Raw genomic sequence first — 22,825 nt, forward strand, 5'->3', positions numbered from 1 at the left:
AAGTCTGGTGGATCCGACCACCGACCCGAAGGAGCCCCCGGTGTCCGCCACCCCCCACCGCCGCGACCGCATCGGCCTGCTGCGCCGTCGGGCCCTGCCCGCGGCCCTCGCCGCCCTCGCCCTGTCCGCCTCCCTGAGCTGCTCGGGTCCCGAACCGCAGAACATCCCGCGGGTGACGGGCGACTTCGGCAGCCGTCCCGATGTCGCCATGCCGTCCTATCCGCCGCCGAAGGAAGCGCGGATGAAGGTCCTCAAGGAGGGCGACGGGGCGCTCACGAAGAAGGGCCAAGTCGTCGTCACCGATGTGGACATGCGCATCTGGGAGTCCGGCAAGCCCTTGATGGACACGTACCGCCTGGAACAGCCCACCACCGCGGTCCTCGACGGACAGCACGTGGCGCGGACCTGGGACCAGGCGCTGCTCGGCCGCAAGGCGGGCAGCCGGGTCATGCTGGTCACCCCGGCGACGCACGGGTTCGGGCCGGGCGGCATGGCACCCGCGCAGGTCACGCCGAGCGACCACATGGTGCTCGTCTTCGACGTCATCGGGGGGTACGACGCCAAGCAGCAGATTCCCGGGGGTGGTTCGGGCCCGTACGGCGGCTCGCCCGAGGTCACCGTGAAGCCGGGCGAGGAGCCGGTGATCGGGGCCTGGGGTGCCGCGCCCAAGAAGCTCGGGGTGCGCACGCTGGTCGAGGGGAAGGGGCCGGAGCTCAAGGCGGGGCAGACGGTGGTCATGCAGTTCACCGGGGTCGAGTGGGGCAAGAAGAGCTCGTTCAACTCGACGTACCGGCGCAGTGGTCCGAACGGTTTCGTCATGAAGGACGAGGTCATGCTGCCCGGCTGGTACCCGGGTCTGCTGGGCAGGCGGGTGGGCAGCCGGGTGCTGATCACCGTGCCGGCCGACCAGCGGCCCGGCTTCACGCACACGCCGGGGGCGCTGGCCGCGCCCAAGGACAAGCCGGTGGCGTACGTCGTCGACATCCTGGACCGCCGGGACCGCGCGGGCCGCTGAACCCGCGCGCAGCCCGAGGCCCCCGGGAGCGAACTGCTCCCGGGGGCCTCGGTATTACTCGGTGCTGCTCGGTCTACATGCCGGGAACTACTGGCACTGAGCGGCCCGCGTCGTCGGCAGCTTGTCCTTCAGCCAGCCACCGCAGTCGATGTCCTGACCCGCGTCCGTCTTGACGACGAAGGTGTCGAACACCTGGTTGCCGCTGTTGGGGTCGCCGGACGTGCTCACCGAGGTGGCACCCTCGATCTGACCCTCGGCGTCCTTGTCGACGGTCGTCTCGACGTTGATCGTCGGGAACTGCTTGCCGGGCTGCAGCACGTCCTCGCGCATGCAGGTCACCGTCTGGCCGCCGATCGCGCACTTCCAGCCGTCGCCGGACGCCTTCGTCGGGGTGACTCCGTCCGGGAAGGTGCGGATCACCTTGGTGGCGCTGTGGGTCGGGCCCGCGTCGGCGGCGTTCGAGACGTCGATCGTGAAGGCGGCCGGCTTGCCCTGGATCACATCGCCCTTGGGCTTGGTGACCACGGACAGCTCCGGGTCCTTGGCCGGGGCGGGCTTGACGGTGGTGGTGTCCTTGACCGGGCCGGTGGTCTGCTGCTCCGGCGTGGTCACCTCCGTGCTGCCTTCGAGCGTGCCCTTGGCGCCGTCGTCGACCTGGGTGCCGATGCTGATGGGCGGGTAGTTCTTGCCCGGGTTGAGCACGTCGGCGCCGGTGCCGGGGCGGGTGCAGGTGACCTTCTGGCCCGCGATCTCGCACTTCCAGCCGTCACCGACCGCGGAGATCGGCTTGATGCCCTCGGGGAAGGTGCGGACGACCTTGACCTCGCCGTTGGTCGGTCCGGCCGTCGGCTTGTTCGCCACGTCGATCGTGTACGAGGCGGGCTTGCCGCCCACCACGTCGCCGGTCGGCTTGGTGGTGACGGTCAGGTCCGGGCCCTTGGCCGGGGTGACCGTGAAGGAACTGCTGGTGGGCTGGGACTCCTTGCCACCGGGCGTGGTCACCTGCGAGGTGACTTCCTTGTCGCCCTTGGCGTCCTTGGCCACCTCGGTCTTCACCGAGACCGGCGGGTAGGACTCGCCCGGCTTCAGCGCGTCGGCGCCCGTGCCGGGGCGCTTGCAGGTGACCTTCTGGCCGTCGACGGTGCAGGTCCAGCCGTCACCGGAGGCCGAGACGGGCTTGACGCCCTCGGGGAAGGTCTGGGTGGTGACGACCTCGCCGCTGGTGGGGCCCGCCAGCTTGTCGTTGGTGGTGGTCATCTCGAACTCGGCCGGCGCGCCCGCGTTCACCGGGCCCTTGGGCACGACGCTCGTGGACAGGCTCGGGTCGAGGGTCTCGAACTTGCCGTTCCACACCTCGTGGACCGCGGTGGAGTTGCCGGTCGAGGCGGAGACACCGATACGGAAGGTCTCCGGGACCGGCGGCTGGCCCTTGATCTCGTCGAGGTCGACGGGCTCGATGACCTCACGGATCGGCTGTCCGTCGTGGAAGTCGATGGAGACCTTCAGGACACCGGTCTTGGAGAGCTCCACGATGGCGGTGCGTCGGGCCTCGGTGCGGTTGGTGGCACCGTCCGCGGCCAGCTTTCGGCCCGACTTGTACGTGGCGATCAGCGGGTTGTTCACGCTCTTCGCGCCGCGCACGGTGATCGAGTTGGGAGTGCGGTCGGGCAGCCCGCCCGCGGCACCCTTGCCCTCGACGGTGAAGTTGCCGTAGACGTCCAGGCCCACACCGAGGTAGCCGCCCTCGATGTCGACGTAGCCGAGGCCCGAGCCGTTCTTGCCGGACTTCTTCGGCATCTCGGCGCTGCCGTCGAGCAGCATCAGCGCGATGCCGTCGGCCGGGTCGCCCGCCTGGCCCGGGCTGTAGACACCGAAGTCGATGCTGAACTTCATGCCCTCCGTGGCCGGGATCGGCTGCTTGGAGATGGCGTAGCCGTTCTGCAGCTTGTCGTTGGTCGTGAGCCGCAGGGCGCCCTTGCCCGCGGCGTCACCGACGGGCTTCTGGCACTTCTTGAGCGGACCCTCGTCCCCGGTGGCCGCCGTGAGGCAGGCGAAGCCGGTCGGGTCACCCTTCGTGTAGGGCCCGCCGTACCACTTGGCCTCGTTCACCGACGTACCGGTGAACGCTTCACTGGCGATCTCGTCCGCCACGGCCGACTGCGGCGCGACGAGGGACAGGCCGAGCGCCACGACCGTGGCGATTCCGAGCGGCGCGGCGAGGCGGGCTCGTGCTCTCCCCGCCCCTCGGCCGCGCCTGTGTCCGATGTCCGTCATGAGAGGTGCCTCCTCGGGCGCACCACGCCCTGCCACGTATCCGGATGATTACGGCACGTATACGCATGACTGCGTACGGTGACCAATTTTCGATCATCAGAACACTGGCCAGGGGTTGCCGCTATCGCCCAAGACCAAGAGGGTGACGGAACACTTCACACTTCCGCACGAGGTGGCGCCCCTTTTAGGGGCGCGGGGAACTGCGCGCCCAGCCACGACGGACCCGCGGCCGAATACGCACCCGAGGACCGCTCAGAGCACACGGTCCTTCAGAGCCGGGAACTGCTCCCGAGTCTCGCCCACCTTGCCCGGGTCGAGCTCGACCATGAGTACCTCCTCACCCGCCCCGGCCTCGCCGAGAACCTCACCCCACGGGTCGACCACGATGCTGTGCCCCGACTGCGGGACCCCCGCGTGCGTACCCGCCGTCGCACACGCGAGCACGTACGCCTGGTTCTCCACCGCCCGCGCCTGCGCGAGCAACGTCCAGTGCGCCCTGCGTCGCTCGGGCCAGCCGGCCGAGACGACCAGGGTCTCGGCGCCCGCGTCGACCAAGCCCCGGAAGAGCTCCGGGAACCGCAGGTCGTAGCAAGTGGCAAGCCCCACCGTCGTGTCCGGCAGGACCACCGTGGCGAGCTCGCGGCCCGCGCCCATCATGACCGCCTCGCCCTTGTCGAAGCCGAAGCGGTGGATCTTGCGGTAGGTGCGGACGAGCTCGCCGGCCGGGGAGAAGACGAGCGCGGTGTTGTAGAGCGTGCCGTCCGGGTCGCGCTCGACGATCGACCCCGCGTGCAGCCAGACCCCGGCGTCGCACGCGGCCTTCGCCATCACGTCGTGCGTCGGTCCGGCCAGGGATTCCGCTTCGGCGTCGAAGAGTTCGTACGCGAACGCGCCCGTGGTCCACAGCTCCGGCAGCACCACCAGATCGGCCCCGGACTGCGCCCGCACCAGCGAAGCCGCCCGCGCCCTACGGGAATTGACCGATTCGTCGGGGTCTACTGCGATTTGGATGAGCGAGGCGCGCACACTACCACCGTCCTGGCATTCGAGCCGCTGACACGGCCTACGATCGTCACACGAAAGCACTGCAGGGGGCCTGGTGGGCAGCGTAACTTAAGGCTACGAACCTCCCACGCCGCCGTCAGCCCGCGCACTCGAACCGCCCGCGAACCGCCCGAGGGGTCCCGTCCTGTGAGTCTCCATCCCAGCCTTCAGACCTACGCCGATGCCTGGACCCACTCCGTCGAAGCGATATCCGAGCTGGTCACGCCGCTCGTCGAGGGTGAGTGGAACTGGGCCACCCCCTGCCCCGGCTGGTCGATCCGCGACATCGTCTCCCATGTCATAGGCCTCGACTGCGAGATGCTCGGCGACCCCCGGCCGATCCACACGCTGCCGCGCGACCTCTATCACGTACAGACCGAACTCCAGCGGTACATGGAGATGCAGGTCGACGTCCGCCGGCACCACACCGCGCCCGAGATGACCTCCGAGCTGGAGTACACGATCATCCGGCGCTCCCGTCAGCTGCGGAACGAGTCGCGGGACCCGTCGTTCAAGGTGCGCGGCCCGCTCGGCACCGAGGAAACCCTCGAAGAGGCCACGCGGAAGCGGGCGTTCGACGTCTGGGTGCACGAGCAGGATCTGCGTACGACCCTGAAGAAGCCCGGAAACCTGGACTCGCCCGGTGCCCTCGTCACCCGCGACGTACTGCTCTCGACGCTGCCGAGGGTCGTCGCCAAGCGAGCGAGCGCCCCCGCCAACTCGGCCGTGGTCTTCGACGTGCACGGCCCGGTCGACTTCCTGCGCACGGTCCGGATCGACGCGGACGGCCAGGGCACGATCGACGGCGCACCCTCGCTGGGCCCGGCGGCGACGCTCATCCTGGACTGGGAGACGTTCTACAAGCTGGGCTGCGGGCGGACGAAGGCGGCGGCGGTCGCGGACCGCGTGAAGGTCGAGGGGGACCAGGAGTTGGGGGCGGCGATTCTGGCGGGGTTCGCGATCACGCCGTAGCCGGGGGTTCGCGATCACGCCGTGACCAACCCGATCGCTCCTTGATCAACCGCTACGCCGGTACGTGAACGGCCTCGACCCTGCTGGCCACGAGGCGTTCCCGTTCCCGGCGTACGGCGCGATGCCGCAGCCGGACGATCTGGGTGACGCCCAGCGCCTCGAGGACGAAGATCGAGCAGAAGGCGATCCGGTAGTTGTCGCCGGTCGCGTCGAGGAGGACGCCGACCGCGAGCAGGGTCGTCATCGAGGCGATGAAGCCGCCCATGTTCGTGAGGCCCGAGGCCGTCCCCTGGCGTTCCGGCGGGTTGGCGGGCCGGGAGAAGTCGAAGCCGATCATCGAGGCGGGCCCACAGGTGCCGAGCACCAGGCAGAGGGCCACGAGCAGCCACATCGGGGCCTCGCCCGGGTGGACGAGGACCGCGGCCCACACGAGCGCGGTCGCGCCGATGCTGCCGAGGGCCAGGGGGGTGCGGGCCTGGTGGTGGCGGGCGATGATCTGGCCGTAGACCAGGCCGATCGTCATGCTCGACAGGACGGTCAGCGTGAGCAGTTCACCGGCCGTGGTGCGGGACAGGCCCTGCGCCTCGACCAGGAACGGCATGCCCCACAGCAGGGTGAACACCATCATCGGGAACTGCGTGGTGAAGTGCACCCACAGGCCCAGCCGGGTGCCGGGCTCGCGCCAGGACTCGGCTATCTGCTTGCGTACGTAGCCCGTTCCGCGGGCCGGCTTCGGCGTCGGGGCCGGAGCGTGGGCGCCGTCGCCCTCGGGCTGGTCCTTGAGGAACAGCAGCATCAGGACGAGTACGACGACGCCGGCCGCAGAACTCCCGACGAACGCCGCGGTCCAGCCGACCCCGTGAAGCAGCCGGGCCAGGACCAGGGTCGAGACGAGGTTGCCGCCCATCCCGATCAGCCCCGCGAGCTGCGCGACCAGCGGTCCGCGCCGGGCCGGGAACCAGCGGTTGCCCAGGCGCAGCACGCTGATGAAGGTCATGGCGTCACCGCAGCCGAGCAGGGCGCGGGACGCGAGGGCCATGCCGTACGAAGGGGAGAGCGCGAAGCCGAGCTGGCCGAGGGTGAACAGGACGGCGCCGATGGTCAGGACGCGCTTGGTGCCGAGCCGGTCGACCATGAGGCCGACGGGGATCTGCATGCCCGCGTAGACCAGGAGCTGGAGGATCGAGAAGGTCGACAGGGCGGAGGCGTTGACCTGGAAGCGATCGGCGGCGTCCAGGCCGGCGACGCCGAGGGAGGTCCGGAAGATGACGGCGACGAAGTAGACGGAGACGCCTACGGACCAGATGGCCATGGCCTTGCGACCGCCGGGTGGGTCACCGGGGAGCCGGGTCTGGTCGGCGCTGCTGAGGGAACTCACCGGCTCACCTCGGTACGGCCGACAAGAAGCGCCGCTCGGGCAAATCCAGCCCCTCCGGCGTTTGAGGAGCGGGGTCCGGGGCGGAGCCCCGTGACGATGCGGCGGTCGACCTCAACCTCACGGCAGAGGCCCACCTTCCTGGCCTCGCTCACCGCGCCTCCCCGCGGGCCAGCGTCTGGAACCAGCCCACGTGCCGGTGCACGATCGCGGCAGCCTCATCCGCATTGCCGGCGCGCAACGCCTCCAGGATCTCGCCATGCTCCGCGATGTTCTTGGCGATCCGGTCGGGGTGCGAGTGCATCACGGCCACCCCCATACGCAGCTGCCGGTCGCGGAGCTGGTCGTAGAGGCGCGACAGGATCGCGTTGCCCCCGCTGCGCACGATCTCCGCGTGGAAACAGCGGTCGGTCGTCGCCGCGCCCGCCAGGTCCCCCGCCTCGGCCTGCGCCTTCTGCTCGCGCAGGAGCTCCTCCAGGCGGGCGATCAGCTGGGGCGTGGCCGGTACGGCCTTGCGCGCGGCGTGCTCCTCGACGAGGAGGCGGGTCTCGACGACGTCCGCGATCTCCTGCGCCGACACCGGCAGGACCAGCGCGCCCTTCTTCGGGTAGAGCTTGATCAGCCCTTCCACTTCCAACTTGAGCAGTGCCTCCCGGACCGGGGTGCGGGACACCCCGACATCGGCGGCCAGCTCGCCCTCGGTGAGCAGCGTGCCGCCCTCGTAACGGCGCTCCAGTACGGCCTGCTTCACGTGCTGGTAGACGCGCTCGGCGGCGGGCGGCTGCTTGGCGGGGGCGGTTGCGGAGGCGGGGGCGGTTGTGGAGGCGGGGGCGGTTGTGGAGGTGGAGGCAGTTGCGGGGGCGGGGGCGGCTGGCATGCGCACAGCTTAGATACAACAGAGGTGCATCAGAAAGCCCCGTCCGAATCTCGGACGGGGCTGTCCGTGGACGTCAGAAGCCGCTCGGCCTGCCCGGCTGGAAGAGCCACTCGTCGAAGAGCTTCGTCAGCGACTTGCCGGACTCCTCCTCCGCGAGCGCGATGAAGTCCTTGACCGTGGCCGCCTTGCCCGCGTACCGCGAGGTCCACGCCTTGAGGATCTTGGTGAAGGTCTTGTCGCCGACCGTGAGCCGCAGCTGATGGAGGGCCAGCGCACCCCGGATGTAGACCGGCGCCCCGAAGACCCGGTCCGGCCTGGTGACCTTGCCCGGCGGGTACTCCCAGACGGCGGGCATGTCGGAGTAGGCGGCGATCTGGTCCTCCATGGTCGCGACGTCGTGCTCGTCGTCCCACATCCACATCGCGTACGTGGCGAAGCCCTCGTTCAGCCAGATCTCCGACCAGTCGGTCAGCCGCACCGAGTCCCCGAACCACATGTGCGCGTACTCGTGCGCGAACACCGTGTCCTCGGGGACCTCCCCGTAGACGGGCCGCCCGATGGTCTCCAGGGCGACCTGGTTGCCGGGGTCGTGGTCGAGGATCGCGCCCGCCGAACTCACCGGATACGGCCCGAAGTGCCGCTCGCCCCACTCCACGAACTCCGGGATGCGCTCGGCCAGTTGCCGGCCCTTGGCCGCCTGCCGGGGATCGATCGCGGTGACCACGGGCACCCCGGAGGCGGTCTTGCCCTGCTTGAGCTCGAACTTCCCGACGGCGAGGGCGGTCAGATAGGGCAGGGTCTGGTCCTTGTTGCGCCAGCTGAAGGTCTGCTTGCCGTCGCCCGCCGCCTTCTTGCCCGCGTACGTTCCGTTCGATACGCCGGTCAGCCCGCCCGGCACGGTGATGTCGATGTCGTACGTCGCCGGGTCGCGCAGCGTGTTGTTCACCGGGTACCAGGTCATCGCGCCGCGCGGCTCGCCCATCACGAAGGCACCGTCGTCCGTGGAGCGCCAGCCGTCGTCGGGGGCGCCCTTGCCGGGGAGGGCCTTGGGGTTCCCGTCGTAGGCGACGACGACCTTGAACTCGGCGCCTTTCGCGAGGCGCTTGCGGGGTGTGATGACGAGTTCGGTGCCTTTGTGGCGATACCAGGCCGGCCTCCCGTCGACCGTGACCTTGTGGACCTCGAGGCCGGACAGATCGAGGTTGAAGCGGGAGAGCTTCTGGGTCGCCTTCGCCGTCATCGCCGCCGAGCCGGACAGCACCCGGTCCGCCTTGGCCCCCTTGGCGGACCCGGGGACGACGGTGAGGTCCAGGTCATAGTGGAGCGCGTCGTAGCCGCCGTTGCCCGCACCGGGGAAGAGGGAGTCGGACACCCCCGGAGCGCCGATCGAGTCCCGGTCGACATGCGGCGGCTTGTCGTCGGCGGCGAGGTCCCTCGGGTCCTGCTCCCCGCAGGAGCCGGCGATCGTGGCCAGGGCCAGGGTCAACAAACAGGCCAGCACTGACCTTTGAGGCATACGCATGCGGGCATCAGACACGGGAGGCGGGGCCCGCGTACAGGAGCTCCACCGGATCGTGATGTGAGACATCCGCCCCGCGTACATCCCTGTGGCCCGTTCGTACGTCTTCTGTGCAGGCATCCCTGCCCTGAGATGCCCCAGGGGAACACACTTTTCGGAGCAACTCACTTGATATCCGCCATAAAGGGCGCCACGCGCGCCCGCAGAAGCGCTGCCGTCGTCCTGACCACCGGCCTGGCGCTCACCGTCTCGCCGCTGGCCGCCGCACCCGCGCAGGCCGCGACCGCGCCCACCGTCAGCGCCAAGGGCGCGTACCTGCTCAACACGGCGAGCGGCGCCAAGCTCTACAGCAAGGCGCCCGACACCAAGCGCCAGATGGCCTCCACCACCAAGATCATGACGGCTGCGGTGGTGCTCGACACCCCGAACCTCAACCTGGACCGCAAGGTCACGGTCAAGCAGTCGTACCGCGACTACGTGTCCCGCAACGGCGCCAGCACGGCCGACCTGCGGACCGGCGACAAGATGACCGTGCGCCAGCTGCTCTACGGCCTGATGCTGCCGTCCGGCTGCGACGCCGCGTTCGCGCTCGCGGACACCTTCGGTTCGGGCAGCACGCAGTCCGCGCGCACCAAGTCGTTCATCTCGAAGATGAACAAGAAGGCGTCCACGCTGGGGATGACGAACACGAAGTTCGACTCCTTCGACGGCATCTCGCCGACGGGCAACAACTACTCGACGCCCAAGGACCTGGCGAAGCTCGCCCAGGCCGCCATGAAGAAGACGACGTTCCGTGACGTCGTGAAGTCCACCAAGACCGTCCGCAAGGCGACCACTTCGACGGGTGGCACGCGCACGTACACCTGGTACAACACCAACAAGCTGCTCGGCTCCTACAACGGCGCCATCGGCATCAAGACCGGTACCGGCACGGCGGCCGGCCCCTGCCTGGTGTTCGCGGCGACGCGCGGCGGCAAGACGGTGGCGGGCGTCGTCCTGAACGGCACCGACCGGTACAAGGACGCGGCCAAGATGCTGGATTACGGCTTCGGCACGCGCACGGCTTCGACGATGCAGCTTCGGTCGTTGCCGGCGGGGGCTCAGCGGGACTGATCCCGTCCGGGTTCCGGGGCTACCGGCCCTCAGCCGAGGCTGGGGGCCGGAAGCCTTTGGGCCAGCGGGTTTCCTTGGTGTGGAAGATGCCGGTCAGGTCGGCGCCGGACAGGTTGGCGTCCGAGAGGTCCGCACCCGACAGGTCGGCGCCGGAGAGGTCCGCATATCGGAGCTCGGCTCCCTGCAGGTCGGCTTCCTCAAGTTGGGTGCCGACCATGCTGGCTCCCTCAAGGACTGCTTCAGACAGGTCGGCCCGCGTCAGCTGGGCGGCGTCGAGTTCGGCTTCTCTCAGATCCGCGTTGACCAATTCCGCATCGGTGAGGACCGCGCGATCGAGTTTGACGCTCATCAAGTCCTGGCCTTCGAGGAACAGTTCAGGAAGTTCAGCTTCGGTGAAGTCGGCTTCCGAGAAGTTGACTCCTTCCAGGACCAGTTGGCGGATCCGTACGGCGTGAAGGTCGTACGGGGTCTCCACGAACTCCGACAGGCTCTGCCGCTCCCCAAGGATCCGCAGTGCCGCCACCACGTCCTCAGGCGCATCATCGCCCTCCCGCTCCGTCGACGCGTGCACGCGTACGTACGCGCACAACAGCCGCGCTATGGCCTGATGATCACGCGGCGAGTCCTCGATGAGACGCTCCAGGGCGAGCAGCCCGCCGAGGCGTATGTCGACCGACTCGTCGTCCAACTGGCTTGTGGCCGTGCTGAATCGGCCCGTCACAGCAGCTTCTTCGGCGACGCGCCGGTCACTACTGCTCTGCTTCACCGTGATCGCCGAGAAGACCAGCGCCCCCACCGCCGCGAGCGCGGGCAGCAGCACACCGGCCTGATGCACGAAGCCGGACCAGCGCTCACGCGCGGAGGGCCGGGCGGGCAACGGCTCGGGGTCTTCAGCGGGCAGGTCGACGGGATCGACGAGGTTGAGCCAACTACCCGCATGCGCCCGGTCCTGCACGGTGCCGAGCAGCCGGACCAGCTCGGGGGTGGCGGCGGCAGAGTCGTGCCAGAACGCGCCGCCCCTGTGATGCAGCGCGTCCCCGACCGCCCTGGCATGCAGAACGAGTTCGGCCGTGCGCTTGGGCGGCGTACGGTGCCCGTGTCGTGCGTGTGCTTCCAGCTGGGTGCGCAACTCGTGCAAGGCGTCGTCCAGTTGTGCCGCGTTGCCGCCGGGGCACGCGGCCAGTGCCGACGCGCACTCGGGCAGCGGCACCTGTCTGCCGAGGAGCCGGGCCCCCGCCCGTACCGTCCACACCGCGGCCACCAGGCCGCCGACCAGCATGCCCAGCTGTGCGCCGACCTCGGCCTGCAGCACACCGGAGTCCGAGACGAACTGGCTGACGACCACGCTCTCGTCATTGCTCTGCCGCGCATCCGTGTCGGTCCAAGGACCCCATTCGACCAGCACCGGACCCACCCCGAGCACCACCACGGCCCCGACCCACCGCGACACCCGCATCACCCGACGCACCTGGACCGCCCTGACAAGCGCATCCCGCTGACCAGCCAGAACCGCCCGGTCGGGCACATCCCCGGCAGCGTAGGAACGACGTACTGCGAGAGCCGCACGATGGAGCCGGATCGCCGCCCGTGGTCGAACGGGAAGCACCCGCCCCACCGCCGCGTCCACCGCCACGACGGCCCGGCTCCAGCCCCACACCCACAGCGCCCCGACCACCACGGCGCTCAGCAGCACGCCCCCCAGCTCGACCCGGGACAGCGCCTCCCACAACCGAAACACCCTCGCGTCCTCCCCCCAGTCAAACGCGACCCCCGATCATTCCACAGGCACGCCGCCCTCAACCCGCTCTCCCCGCTTGCCACTTGAGGCAACAACACGCCCGGAAGCCCGCCGCCCCGAAACCCCCGCGAGCACCACGGCCCCGAGCGCGAGCCCCGCCCCCGCCACGGTCGCCACCGTCACCGATGCCTCGCCGTGCGGCAGGAACACGTCCAGTGCGAGGGACCCGATCAGCTGGCCGGTGATCGTGCAGAGCCCGAGGACCAGCACGCCCAGCTTCTGCACGGTCGCCACCGCGATGGAGATGAAGGAGATGCCGACGAGCCCGCCCAGATACAGATACGGCGAGGACGGCAGCCCGGCCGGCAGGCCCGAAACCGCCGTGTGGACCAGGAAGATCACGAGCAGCGCGGCCGTACCCGCGACGAAGTTGAAGAAGGTCCCCGTGTACGCCGAGCCGGAGGCCTGGCGTACATGCCCGTTCACCGCCTGCTGCCAGCTCACGCAGACCCCCGCGACCAGCGGAAGCAGCAGCATCCAGTACGGGAAGTCCCCGCCCACCTTGTCCGCCATCGAGAGCCCCACCGCCGCGAGCACCAGCGCGGCGCCCACCATCCGCCGCCGGGTCGGCCGCTGCGGGCCCGCCGGGCCGAGCCCCATCCGGTCGAAGAGCAGACCGCCCGCGACCTGCCCCGCCACGATCGCCACGGTGAACAGGGCGACCCCGAGCGCGGTGACCGTCAGGCCCTGGGCGAGGAGGAACGCCGCCCCGCCGAAACCACCGAGCACCTGCCACCACTTGAGCCGACGTGCCCGTACCTCACGGACCACCACCCCGACGCCACGGCGCGGCCCGCCGAGCACGAGCAGGCCGAGCGTGAGGACCACGAAGCCGGAGCCGAAGGAGAGCACCGCCGCCGCGAAGCCGTCCCCGCCGAGGCCCGCGGCGAGCTCGCCCGTGATGCGGGCCTGCAGGGATATCAGGGTCCCGGAGAAGACGGCTAGGAGCACCCAGGGTGCGGCGGCAGGCATGTGCGTACGACCTCGTTGATGCGGCGGCAAAAGACGCGGGTGGACAGACGGCGGCGAGCCCGGACCGTGGGGTCCGGGCTCGCCGTCTGTCTAACGGAAAGGGCCGATCGAAGCGGATCAGGCCCAGGTAATGAGACGCTTCGGCTGCTCCAGGATCGCCGCGACATCCGCGAGGACCTTGGAGCCGAGCTCGCCGTCGACCAGGCGGTGGTCGAAGGAGAGCGCGAGGGTCGTCACCTGACGCGGCTTGACCTTGCCCTTGTGCACCCACGGCTGGAGCTTGATCGCTCCGATCGCGAGGATCGCCGACTCACCGGGGTTGAGAATCGGCGTGCCGGTGTCGACGCCGAAGACGCCGACGTTGGTGATGGTGACCGTGCCGTTCTGCATGGCGGCGGGGGACGTCTTGCCCTCGCGCGCCGTGGCCACCAACTCGCCGAGCGACTGCGCCAGTTGCGGCAGGGTCTGGGCGTGCGCGTCCTTGATGTTCGGCACGATCAGTCCGCGCGGGGTCGCGGCCGCGATGCCCAGGTTGACGTAGTGCTTGAGCACGATCTCCTGGTTGGCCTCGTCCCAGGCGGCGTTGACGTCCGGGTTGCGCTTGATCGCGACGAGCAGCGCCTTGGCGATGAGCAGGAGCGGGTTGACCCGCAGGCCCGCCATCTCCTTGTCGCCCTTGAGCTCCTCGACCAGCTTCATCGTGCGCGTGACGTCGACCGTCACGAACTCGGTGACGTGCGGCGCGGTGAAGGCCGAGCCGATCATCGCGTTCGCGGTGGCCTTGCGGACGCCCTTGATGGGGATCCGGGTCTCGCGGGCACCATCCGCCACAGTGGCCTCAACGGAAGCCGCCGGAGCGGGAGTTGTTTCACGTGAAACAGGCGCCTGCTCCACCACCGGAGCCGGGGCCACGGCCGCGTGGACGTCCTCGCGGGTGATGATCCCGCCGGGGCCGGACGGGGCGACCGTGGCGAGGTCGACGCCGAGGTCCTTGGCGAGCTTGCGGACGGGCGGCTTGGCCAGCGGGCGGCTGCCCGGGGTGGCGGGGGCCGGGACCGCGGGGGCCGGGACCGTGGGGGCCGGCGCCGCCGTGTGCCCGTTGAGCTCGGCCTGGACCGCGGCGGCGGCAGGGTTCGGCTCCGGCTGGGCGTAGTACGTGCCGGCCGGGGCGGCCTCGTCGGCGCTCGCGCCCTTGCGGGGGCGGCGCTTGGTCGAGGCCTGGGACACGCCGTAGCCGACCAGGACGGGCTGGCGGCCCTGTGGCTCGGCTTCTTCGGCGGCCTCCACTGCGGGGGCGGCCGCCGGAGCGGGCTCGTCGGCCGCGCCCGGCTGGACGTCCACCGAGATGATCACCTGGCCGACGTCGACCGTGGTGCCCTCGCCGAAGCGCAGCTCGTGCACGACCCCGTCGAACGGGATCGGCAGCTCCACGGCCGCCTTCGCCGTCTCGACCTCGCAGACGACCTGGCCGTCGGTGACGGTGTCGCCGGGGGCCACGTACCACTTGAGGATCTCGGCCTCGGTGAGTCCTTCGCCGACGTCCGGCATCTTGAACTCACGGAAACGGGACTGGGATCCAGTCGACTGGGATGCAGTCATAGTCGTCACGACCCTCTCCTCAGTACGCAAGCGAGCGGTCGACGGCGTCGAGCACCCGGTCAAGGCCCGGCAGGTACTCCTCCTCCAGCCGCGCCGGCGGGTACGGGGCATGGAAGCCACCGACCCGCAGCACGGGGGATTCGAGGTGGTAGAAGCACCGCTCGGTGATCCGAGCGGCGATCTCCGCGCCGGAACCATAGAAGACCGGAGCCTCATGGACCACCACCAGGCGCCTGGTCTTTTCGACCGAGGCCTGGATGGCGTCGAAGTCGATGGGCGACATCGAGCGGAGGTCGAGGACCTCGATCGACTTGCCCTCCTCGGCGGCGGCCGCGGCGGCCTCGACACAGACCTTCACCATCGGGCCGTAGGCGACCAGCGTGAGGTCGGTGCCCTCGCGGACCGTGCGCGCCTTGTGCAGCGGGCCGGGGAAGGCTTCGGTGTCGACCTCGCCCTTGTCCCAGTAGCGCCGCTTCGGCTCGAAGAAGATCACCGGGTCGTCGCTCTGGATGGCCTGCTGCAGCATCCAGTACGCGTCCGAGGAGTTGGACGGCGAGACGACCTTCAGGCCTGGGACGTGGGCGAACAGGGCCTCGGGCGACTCCGAGTGGTGCTCGACCGCGCCGATGCCGCCGCCGTAGGGAATGCGGATGACGACCGGCATCTTGATCTTGCCGAGCGCACGGGCGTGCATCTTCGCGAGCTGCGTGACGATCTGGTCGTACGCGGGAAAGACGAAGCCGTCGAACTGGATCTCCACGACGGGCCGGTAGCCGCGCAGCGCGAGGCCGATGGCCGTGCCGACGATGCCGGACTCGGCGAGCGGCGTGTCGATGACGCGCTCCTCGCCGAAGTCCTTCTGCAGGCCGTCCGTGATGCGGAAGACACCGCCGAGCTTGCCGATGTCCTCGCCCATGAGCACGACCTTGGGGTCGGTCTCCAGGGCCTTGCGCAGGGACTCGTTGAGCGCCTTCGCGAGGGGCAGGTTCTGTGCAGCCATGGTTACTTGGCCTCCCCCGCGGCGGAGCCGCTGTCAGACACGGTCGAGAAGGACGCCTGGTAGGCGGCGAACTGGGCGCGCTCCTCGTCGACGAGTGCGCTGCCGTCCGCGTAGACGTTCTCGAAGATCGCCATCACATCGGGGTCCGGCATCGCGCGTACCGCCTCGCGGACGTGCTTGCCGAGCTTCTCGCCCTCTTCCTCGAGCTCCTGGAAGAAGGCCTCGTCCGCGAGACCCTCGGCCTCCAGGTACGTACGAAGACGCAGGATCGGGTCCTTGGCCTCCCAGGCCTCGCGCTCCTCGTCCTGGCGGTACCGGGTCGGGTCGTCCGTGGTGGTGTGGGCGGCCATGCGGTACGTGAACGCCTCGATCAGGGTGGGGCCTTCGCCGCGACGGGCCCGCTCCAGGGCGGCCTTGGTCACGGCCAGGCACGCCAGTACGTCGTTTCCGTCGACCCGGACACCGGGGAAGCCGAAGCCCTGCGCGCGCTGGTAGAGCGGGACTCGCATCTGCTTCTCGGTGGGCTCGGAGATCGCCCACTGGTTGTTCTGGCAGAAGAACACCACGGGGGCGTTGTAGACCGCGCCGAAGTTGAAGGCCTCCATGACATCGCCCTGGCTGGAGGCGCCGTCACCGAAGTACGCGATGACCGCGGAGTCCGCGCCGTCCTTGGCGACGCCCATGGCGTAGCCGGTGGCGTGCAGGGTCTGCGAGCCGATGACGATCGTGTACAGGTGGAAGTTGTTGCTGTTCGGGTCCCATCCGCCGTGGTTCACCCCGCGGAACATCCCGAGCAGGTTCACCGGGTCGACCCCGCGCGTCCAGGCGACGCCGTGTTCGCGGTAGGTCGGGAAGACGTAGTCGTCCTCGCGCGTGGCCCGTCCGGAGCCGATCTGGGCGGCCTCCTGGCCGAGCAGCGAGGCCCACAGGCCCAGCTCGCCCTGGCGCTGCAGGGTCGTCCCCTCGGCGTCGAAGCGGCGCGTCAGCACCATGTCGCGGTAGAGACCGCGCAGCTCTTCGGGGCTGAGGTCGATGGAGTAGTCAGGGTGCTCGACGCGCTTGCCCTCGGGCGTCAGCAGCTGAACCTGCTCCGGAGTTACGTTCTGCGCCCCGGCCTTCGCCGCCTTCTTGGCGGTGGCGGTGGTGGCGCTTGCACGCTTGCTGCCGCTGGTGCGGCGAGGTTTGCGCGCGGCGGTGCTCTCCACGGTCACGTGTGCTCCTCCGTCGGTCCGGCCCCCGGGATCGGCCGGGAAGCCAGTGCGGCTCGCCTGTATCCGTACCCGCGCACGGGGTGGGTGCGTTTCGGCCGGGGACAGGCGTGACAGGTGTCCCGGCGAACACCCTGCGATTGCCACGTTACCCAGTGCCTCGCATATCTGCGAAACCCCATCTGACCTGCGATTTTGCTTGGATTTCCAAGTAAATCCGAGAAAGAGGGAACAACTACTGGTCAGCGCCCTGCAGGGGGCCGGAACAGGGGCACGTTATCCCGGTCACCCCAGGCGCGGGAAGAGTGAGTATGTGACACTGACCCCGTGCGCGAAGATGGAAAAATCCACGTATTTCTGCTCGACGACCACGAAGTCGTACGGCGCGGAGTCCATGAGTTGCTGTCCGTAGAGTCCGACATCGAGGTCGTCGGAGAAGCGGGCACAGCGGCAGACGCCCTGGTCAGGATCCCCGCGACCCGTCCAGACGTGGCCGTACTCGACGTCAGGCTGCCCGACGGCAGCGGTGTGGAGGTCTGTCGCGAGATCCGTTCGCAGAACGAGGACATCAAGTGCCTGATGCTGACGTCCTTCGCCGACGACGAGGCGCTCTTCGACGCGATCATGGCGGGCGCCTCCGGCTATGTCCTGAAGGCGATCCGCGGCAATGAGCTGCTCACGGCCGTGCGCGACGTGGCCGCCGGCAAGTCGCTGCTCGACCCGGTCGCCACGGCCCGCGTGCTCGAGCGGCTGCGCGACGGCAACAAGGGCAAGGGCGACGACCGCCTCTCGAACCTCACCGAGCAGGAGCGCAAGATCCTCGACCTGATCGGCGAGGGCCTGACCAACCGCGCGATCGGCGAGCGCCTGCACCTGGCCGAGAAGACCATCAAGAACTACGTCTCCAGCCTGCTCTCGAAGCTCGGCATGGAGCGCCGTTCGCAGGCGGCCGCGTATGTGGCCCGAATGCAGGCCGAAAAGCGCTGACCCGTCGCTGACCTGCACAAACCTGCTTTTGACCCGCCCTTTATTCAGGATTTATTCAGGACTTACGTCCTCATCCTGAGGGGCGGGTTCCTCTTTTCCGGCACGGTGTCGGTGCCGGAAGGTGGAGACATGTCCACCGATGAACTCCGCGCCATCGAGCTGCTCAGCCGCGTCAACTACGGCCGAGTGGCGACGAGCATGCGAGCGCTGCCCTTCCTGGCCGCCGCCCGCCACATCGTGGTGGACGGCCGCGTGCTCCTGCGCATGCACCGGGGCTTCGGCTACCACCAGGCCTGTCAGGGCAGCGTGGTCGCGTACGGCGCCGACAACTTCAACACCGGCGAGGACGGCAGGCGGGCCCTGTGGTCCGTCCAGTTCGTCGGCACCTGCGAGATGGTCGAGCCGACCACCACCGAGCTGGAGCTGTTCGGGCCCGCCCCGCACTATGTCGACGGCGACCTCTTCGACCCGGTCTACCTCCGCATAGAGCCGAACTTCGTCCGCGTGCACAGCCTGGACGGCGGGCACACGCGGCAGCAGCTGCAGCACGTCCTCTAGAGGCTTCCCGTACGACTTCGGCTCACGGTTCCCGTACCGATCCCGTACGACGACGAGGGCCGGTCCACAGATGATCTGTGGACCGGCCCTCGTCGTGTCGTAAGTGCTACCGCCGTCAGCCCGCCGAATCCCCCTGCGGGGACTCCTCCGGCTCCGTGGTCGGGTCCTCCGTGGGCGGCTCCGTGGTCGGGTCCTCCGTCGGGGGCTCCGTGGTCGGGTCCTTGGTCGGCGGGTCCGTCGGGCCCTCGCTGTGGCTCGGCGAGGTGCTCGGCGAGGTGCTGGGCGAGGTGCTCGGCTCCGACGTCTGCGTATTGCCGCCGGAGCCGCCCGGCTCCGTGGACTCGTCCGAGGACGGCTCGTCCGAGGAGTCCTTGGACTCCTGCGACTGGGACACGGACGGGTTCGGCGACTCGTCGGTGCCCCCGCCCCCCTTCTTGTCCGGCTGCAGCGCGAACGCGATGCCCACCCCGATCGCGATCACCGCGAGCATCGCGAGGATCCACATCTTGCCGCGGCCGCCCTTGCCGCCACGCTGTCCGCCGTCGAAGCCGCCGTCGTCGTCACCGGGCGGCCGGATCATGGTCTGCGGGATCTGCGCGGTGCCGCTGTCGCCCGGGTGCCCCATCACGCCGGCGCCCGCGACGCCCATCGCCGGGGTGTTGCCACCCTCGTGCAGCTCTACCGGGCCGGTGTTCCAGGTGCCGGTGTGGCCGCCCTGCTCCTGCAGCATCTGCAGGCTGTACTGGATGAGGCCGCGCATCTCCTCGGCGCTCTGGAACCGGTCGTCCGGGTCCTTCGCGAGGGAGCGCATCACCATGCCGTCCAGCTCCGGCGGCACCCCGTCGGAGACCTCGGACGGCGGCACCGGCATGTCCTGGACGTGCTGGTAGACCACCGACAGCGGCGTCTCACCGGTGAACGGCGGGCGCAGCGCGAGGAGTTCGTACAGCAGGCAGCCGGTGGCGTAGAGGTCGGAGCGGTGGTCGACCGCCTTGCCGAGCGCCTGCTCCGGCGAGAGGTACTGCGGGGTGCCCATGACCATGCCGGTCTGGGTCATCGTGTTCGAGGCGCCGTGCAGGGCGCGGGCGATGCCGAAGTCCATCACCTTGACCGCACCGGTGTTGGTGATGATCACGTTCGCCGGCTTGATGTCGCGGTGCACGATGCCGTGCTGATGTGAGTACGCGAGCGCCTCGAGGACACCGGAGACGATGATCAGCGCCTGCTCGGGGCCCGGGGCCTCCGCGTTGAGCAGCAGGTCGCGGATGGTGCGGCCTTCGACGATCTCCATCACGATGTACGGGATGGTGTTGGCGCCGACGACGTCCTCGCCGGAGTCGTAGACGGCCACCACCGCATGGTGGTTGAGGCCCGCGACCGACTGGGCCTCACGGGTGAAGCGGGCCTTGGAGATGGGGTCCTCGGCGAGATCGGTCCGCAGCAGCTTGACGGCGACCGTACGTCCGAGACGTACGTCCTCCGCGGCGAAGACCTCGGCCATGCCGCCGCGGCCGAGTCTGTGCGTCAGCCGATAACGGCCGTCTCCGACAAGTCCGCCGTTCCCCCACAACTCAGGCGCATCTGACATACCGCCGCCAGTCGCCTCGGGGTCGGACGGGCCCTGAGCGCGCTGCTGGTCCATCAGTCCTCGCCGTCGTTCCTGTAGTAGCCGGGTTGGGTCGTTCCGGGTCAGTGGGTGCGGTCTCCCGCCGTGCCACGCTACAGCCTTGGCGCAGCCCATCGGTTTGAGAGTGACCGGCCATCAAACCTGTTACCGCGGGTGACCGGCAAATCGTGTGGGGTACGTGCGCATATCGGTAACGCTTGCGAGACGGTTCTTGCGCGTACGGTCACGGAACGGGCACCCGGCTTGACGCCTCAGTGCCCTCCGGCAGACTAGGCCCGGAAATACAAGGGATCTTCGCGCATTCATCGCGCCGATGGGGGACGCAGAACATGAGCCAGGACGGCGCACAGGGCGGCCGGTACGCGGGGCGGGCCCTGGCGGGTGGCCGGTATCAGCTGCAGGACCTCCTCGGCGAGGGCGGCATGGCCTCCGTCCACCTGGCGTACGACGCCGTCCTCGACCGGCAGGTCGCCATCAAGACGCTGCACACGGAACTGGGCCGCGAACAGTCCTTCCGTGAGCGCTTCCGGCGCGAGGCCCAGTCGGTGGCCAAGCTCACCCACACCAACATCGTCTCCGTCTTCGACACCGGCGAGGACGCGCTCGACGGCGCGACGATGCCGTACATCGTCATGGAGTACGTCGAGGGCCAGCCGCTCGGCTCGGTGCTCGACGCGGACGTCGCGCAGTTCGGTGCGATGCCCGGCGACAAGGCGCTGAAGATCACCGCGGATGTGCTCGCGGCGCTCGAGATCAGCCACGAGATGGGCCTGGTCCACCGGGACATCAAGCCGGGCAACGTGATGATGACCAAGCGCAACGTGGTCAAGGTCATGGACTTCGGCATCGCCCGCGCGATGCAGTCCGGTGTCACCTCGATGACGCAGACCGGCATGGTCGTCGGCACCCCGCAGTACCTCTCGCCCGAGCAGGCCCTCGGCCGCGGTGTGGACGCCCGCTCCGACCTCTACTCGGTCGGGATCATGCTGTTCCAGCTGGTCACCGGCCGCCTCCCGTTCGAGGCGGACTCGCCGCTCGCGATCGCGTACGCGCATGTCCAGGAGGAGCCGGTCGCGCCGTCCTCCATCAACCGGGCGCTGCCGCCGGCCGTGGACGCGCTGGTCGCCCGCGCGCTGAAGAAGAACCCGAACGAGCGCTTCCCGACCGCCGAGGCGATGCGCGACGAGTGTCTGCGGGTCGCCCAGTCGCTGCAGGGCGCGGCCCCGAGCATCGTGCCGGGCTCGCAGACCTCGAGCGGTGCGGGCGTCGGCGCGGCGGTCTTCCCGCCGGTCGACCAGTCCATGCCGGGCCAGGCGGGCTCGGTGCAGACCCCGTACCAGCCGAGCCCGTACGGCACCCCGCCGCCGGCCACTCCGGCTCCCGGGTACGGCTACCCGCAGCAGCAGGGCGTCTATCCGACGCCCGCCCCCGGCACGTTCCACAACACTCCGGCGCCGCACCAGCAGGGGCCGGGCACCCCGCCGCCGTACAACCTCAATCCGCAGGCGGCCGGTGCCGGCACGGGCGGTACCGGCGGCTCCGGTTCCGGTACCGGTCGCAAGAGCAACATGCCGGTGATCGTCGGCTCGATCGTCGTCGCGCTCCTGGCGATCGGCGGCCTGATCACCGCCATCACCCTCAACAACAAGGGGGACGAACCGGAGGGCGGGGGCGGCAACAAGCCGTCGCAGAAGGAAGAGGTCGCGGGGCACAAGGGCCCGGACGAGACGAAGAAGATCGAGAAGACCGCCTGCACGGAGGCCCGGGAGGGCTACGACGACCCCGCGAAGGTCCAGGCGCCCAACTTCACGTACTTCAACCTCGACTCGGTCAAGGAGTGCGCGAGCGCGGCCGGCTGGCGCATCCAGGAGAAGTCCCTCAACGAGAACGCGTACGGCGAGGACACCGTGATGGAGCAGTTCCCGCAGCCGGGCGACGAGATCGACCCGGAGAACGCGAAGTTCACGCTGCAGGTCTCGACGGGCGATCCGGCCTAGGACGAGCAGTTCGTTTCACGCAGACGCCCGGCCGGGGGATTCCCGGCCGGGCGTCGTGCTGTCCGCTGCGTCCTCTGTCCGCTGCGTCCTCTGTCCGCTGTGTCCTCTGTCCGCTGTGTCCTCTGTCCGCTGTGTCCGCGCGGGGTTACTCGCGGGCGCGGTCGGTCGCCCCGGCCACCAGGACCGAGGAGGCCAGCGGGTTGTCCACATGGGCGGCCGCCACCTTGTGCGGGAGCAGCAAGTCACCGAAGCCCAGGCCGCGTTCGTAGATCGCGGCCACCGTCAGGTCCTTCTTCACGCCGTCGCCAAGGGTGACCGTGACACGGTCGCCGACCTCCGCGTTCCTCGTACGGGCCGCCAGGTCGCTCAGTGCCACCGCGGTGTCGTCGAGTGCGGCGAGCGAGCCCGAGGTGACCTGCGGGTCGAGGGTGCGGGCCAGGTGCGGCCCGCTCACCCCCTGGGCCGGGAACTTGTCCTGGCCGACCCGGACGGTGGTGCGTACGACCTCCGTCGCGACGGCACCCGGAACCCGGTCGCGTACCGCCTCGGCAGCCGCGGACGGAACGCCGGGACCCGCGGCGGCCAGGACGTACCGACCTCGGCACCACCGCCGCGCCTTTGCTGTCGGACACCGAGCGCCAGGTCCTCGACATCCTGACCCGCACGGACAAGGACGAGGCGGCGGCCCGCGAAATGGGCGTCTCCCTGCGGACGTTCCGCCGGTACGTCGCCGACATCATGCTGCGCCTCGGAGCGGCGAACCGCTTCCAGGCGGGGTTGCTGGCGAAGGAGCAGGGCTGGATCTGAGGCTTCTGCTCCGCGCGCTGAGGCCCCGCCGAAGCGGGGCCTCAGGGCTTCCTCTGCGCGGGGCTTCCTGCAGGTGCGTGGGC

At 69.7% G+C, this 22,825-nt stretch carries 19 protein-coding genes; 7 read left to right on the top strand and 12 right to left on the bottom strand.

Features of this window, described 5'->3' with window-relative positions:
• Positions 1-40 precede the first annotated feature (40 nt).
• Complete coding sequence (locus OG430_RS24610; protein WP_327354762.1) at positions 41-1,015, top strand: FKBP-type peptidyl-prolyl cis-trans isomerase; 975 nt, start codon at positions 41-43, stop codon at positions 1,013-1,015.
• An 87-nt stretch (positions 1,016-1,102) separates the two neighbouring features.
• On the opposite strand, the gene OG430_RS24615 is transcribed toward OG430_RS24610, so the two are convergent.
• Both OG430_RS24615 and OG430_RS24620 read right to left on the bottom strand, forming a co-directional pair.
• Complete coding sequence (locus OG430_RS24615) at positions 1,103-3,289, bottom strand: lectin-like domain-containing protein (RefSeq protein WP_327354763.1); 2,187 nt, start codon at positions 3,287-3,289, stop codon at positions 1,103-1,105.
• Between the two features lie 252 nt (positions 3,290-3,541).
• Positions 3,542-4,315, bottom strand: a complete 774-nt coding sequence (locus OG430_RS24620) for a carbon-nitrogen family hydrolase (protein ID WP_327354764.1) — start codon at positions 4,313-4,315, stop codon at positions 3,542-3,544.
• A gap of 165 nt (positions 4,316-4,480) precedes the next feature.
• Between OG430_RS24620 and OG430_RS24625 the strand changes: the two genes are divergently transcribed.
• On the top strand, positions 4,481-5,305 hold the full coding sequence (locus tag OG430_RS24625) for a maleylpyruvate isomerase family mycothiol-dependent enzyme (protein ID WP_327354765.1): 825 nt from the start codon (positions 4,481-4,483) through the stop codon (positions 5,303-5,305).
• Positions 5,306-5,357: 52 nt separating this feature from the next.
• On the opposite strand, the gene OG430_RS24630 is transcribed toward OG430_RS24625, so the two are convergent.
• The 3 genes from OG430_RS24630 to OG430_RS24640 all read right to left on the bottom strand — a co-directional run bounded on the left by OG430_RS24630 (position 5,358) and on the right by OG430_RS24640 (position 9,079).
• Positions 5,358-6,617, bottom strand: coding sequence for an MFS transporter (locus tag OG430_RS24630; RefSeq protein ID WP_327359207.1), 1,260 nt, complete (start codon positions 6,615-6,617; stop codon positions 5,358-5,360).
• A 214-nt stretch (positions 6,618-6,831) separates the two neighbouring features.
• Positions 6,832-7,557, bottom strand: coding sequence for a GntR family transcriptional regulator (locus OG430_RS24635; protein WP_327354766.1), 726 nt, complete (start codon positions 7,555-7,557; stop codon positions 6,832-6,834).
• 73 nt (positions 7,558-7,630) lie between these two features.
• The gene (locus OG430_RS24640) at positions 7,631-9,079 is read right to left on the bottom strand and encodes a M1 family metallopeptidase (protein WP_327354767.1); all 1,449 of its coding nucleotides are present in this window, start codon (positions 9,077-9,079) and stop codon (positions 7,631-7,633) included.
• Positions 9,080-9,208: 129 nt separating this feature from the next.
• Here OG430_RS24640 and OG430_RS24645 point away from each other — a divergent pair, with 129 nt between their 5' ends.
• Positions 9,209-10,189, top strand: coding sequence for a D-alanyl-D-alanine carboxypeptidase family protein (locus tag OG430_RS24645; protein WP_442816544.1), 981 nt, complete (start codon positions 9,209-9,211; stop codon positions 10,187-10,189).
• Between the two features lie 19 nt (positions 10,190-10,208).
• On the opposite strand, the gene OG430_RS24650 is transcribed toward OG430_RS24645, so the two are convergent.
• From OG430_RS24650 to pdhA, 5 genes are all read right to left on the bottom strand, one after another.
• A complete protein-coding gene (locus OG430_RS24650) occupies positions 10,209-11,927 on the bottom strand; it encodes a pentapeptide repeat-containing protein (RefSeq protein ID WP_327354770.1) in 1,719 nt (572 codons plus the stop codon).
• Positions 11,928-11,963: 36 nt separating this feature from the next.
• Entirely contained in the window at positions 11,964-12,959 is a 996-nt protein-coding gene (locus tag OG430_RS24655; protein WP_327354771.1) for a DMT family transporter, read from the bottom strand.
• Positions 12,960-13,076: 117 nt separating this feature from the next.
• Positions 13,077-14,567 (bottom strand): dihydrolipoamide acetyltransferase family protein, encoded by a 1,491-nt coding sequence (locus OG430_RS24660; RefSeq protein WP_442816545.1) that lies wholly within the window; start codon positions 14,565-14,567, stop codon positions 13,077-13,079.
• A gap of 10 nt (positions 14,568-14,577) precedes the next feature.
• Positions 14,578-15,558, bottom strand: coding sequence for an alpha-ketoacid dehydrogenase subunit beta (locus OG430_RS24665; protein WP_327354772.1), 981 nt, complete (start codon positions 15,556-15,558; stop codon positions 14,578-14,580).
• A 2-nt stretch (positions 15,559-15,560) separates the two neighbouring features.
• Positions 15,561-16,769 carry a pyruvate dehydrogenase (acetyl-transferring) E1 component subunit alpha gene (gene pdhA, locus OG430_RS24670; RefSeq protein WP_327354773.1) on the bottom strand — a complete coding sequence of 403 codons (1,209 nt, stop codon included), beginning with the start codon at positions 16,767-16,769 and terminating at the stop codon, positions 15,561-15,563.
• 324 nt (positions 16,770-17,093) lie between these two features.
• On the opposite strand from pdhA, the gene OG430_RS24675 reads away from it, so the two are divergent.
• Both OG430_RS24675 and OG430_RS24680 read left to right on the top strand, forming a co-directional pair.
• Positions 17,094-17,753, top strand: coding sequence for a response regulator transcription factor (locus tag OG430_RS24675; protein ID WP_327354774.1), 660 nt, complete (start codon positions 17,094-17,096; stop codon positions 17,751-17,753).
• A gap of 129 nt (positions 17,754-17,882) precedes the next feature.
• On the top strand, positions 17,883-18,311 hold the full coding sequence (locus OG430_RS24680) for a pyridoxamine 5'-phosphate oxidase family protein (RefSeq protein ID WP_327354775.1): 429 nt from the start codon (positions 17,883-17,885) through the stop codon (positions 18,309-18,311).
• 115 nt (positions 18,312-18,426) lie between these two features.
• Here OG430_RS24680 and OG430_RS24685 read toward each other — a convergent pair whose 3' ends face one another.
• A complete protein-coding gene (locus OG430_RS24685; RefSeq protein WP_327354776.1) occupies positions 18,427-19,899 on the bottom strand; it encodes a protein kinase domain-containing protein in 1,473 nt (490 codons plus the stop codon).
• Between the two features lie 368 nt (positions 19,900-20,267).
• On the opposite strand from OG430_RS24685, the gene OG430_RS24690 reads away from it, so the two are divergent.
• Entirely contained in the window at positions 20,268-21,935 is a 1,668-nt protein-coding gene (locus OG430_RS24690) for a protein kinase domain-containing protein (protein ID WP_327354777.1), read from the top strand.
• A 145-nt stretch (positions 21,936-22,080) separates the two neighbouring features.
• On the opposite strand, the gene OG430_RS24695 is transcribed toward OG430_RS24690, so the two are convergent.
• A complete protein-coding gene (locus OG430_RS24695; RefSeq protein WP_327354778.1) occupies positions 22,081-22,389 on the bottom strand; it encodes a hypothetical protein in 309 nt (102 codons plus the stop codon).
• A gap of 164 nt (positions 22,390-22,553) precedes the next feature.
• On the opposite strand from OG430_RS24695, the gene OG430_RS24700 reads away from it, so the two are divergent.
• The gene (locus OG430_RS24700; RefSeq protein WP_442816546.1) at positions 22,554-22,742 is read left to right on the top strand and encodes a helix-turn-helix domain-containing protein; all 189 of its coding nucleotides are present in this window, start codon (positions 22,554-22,556) and stop codon (positions 22,740-22,742) included.
• Positions 22,743-22,825: the final 83 nt, after the last annotated feature.

This window comes from Streptomyces sp. NBC_01304, assembly GCF_035975855.1.
Classification (GTDB): Bacteria; Actinomycetota; Actinomycetes; order Streptomycetales; family Streptomycetaceae; genus Streptomyces.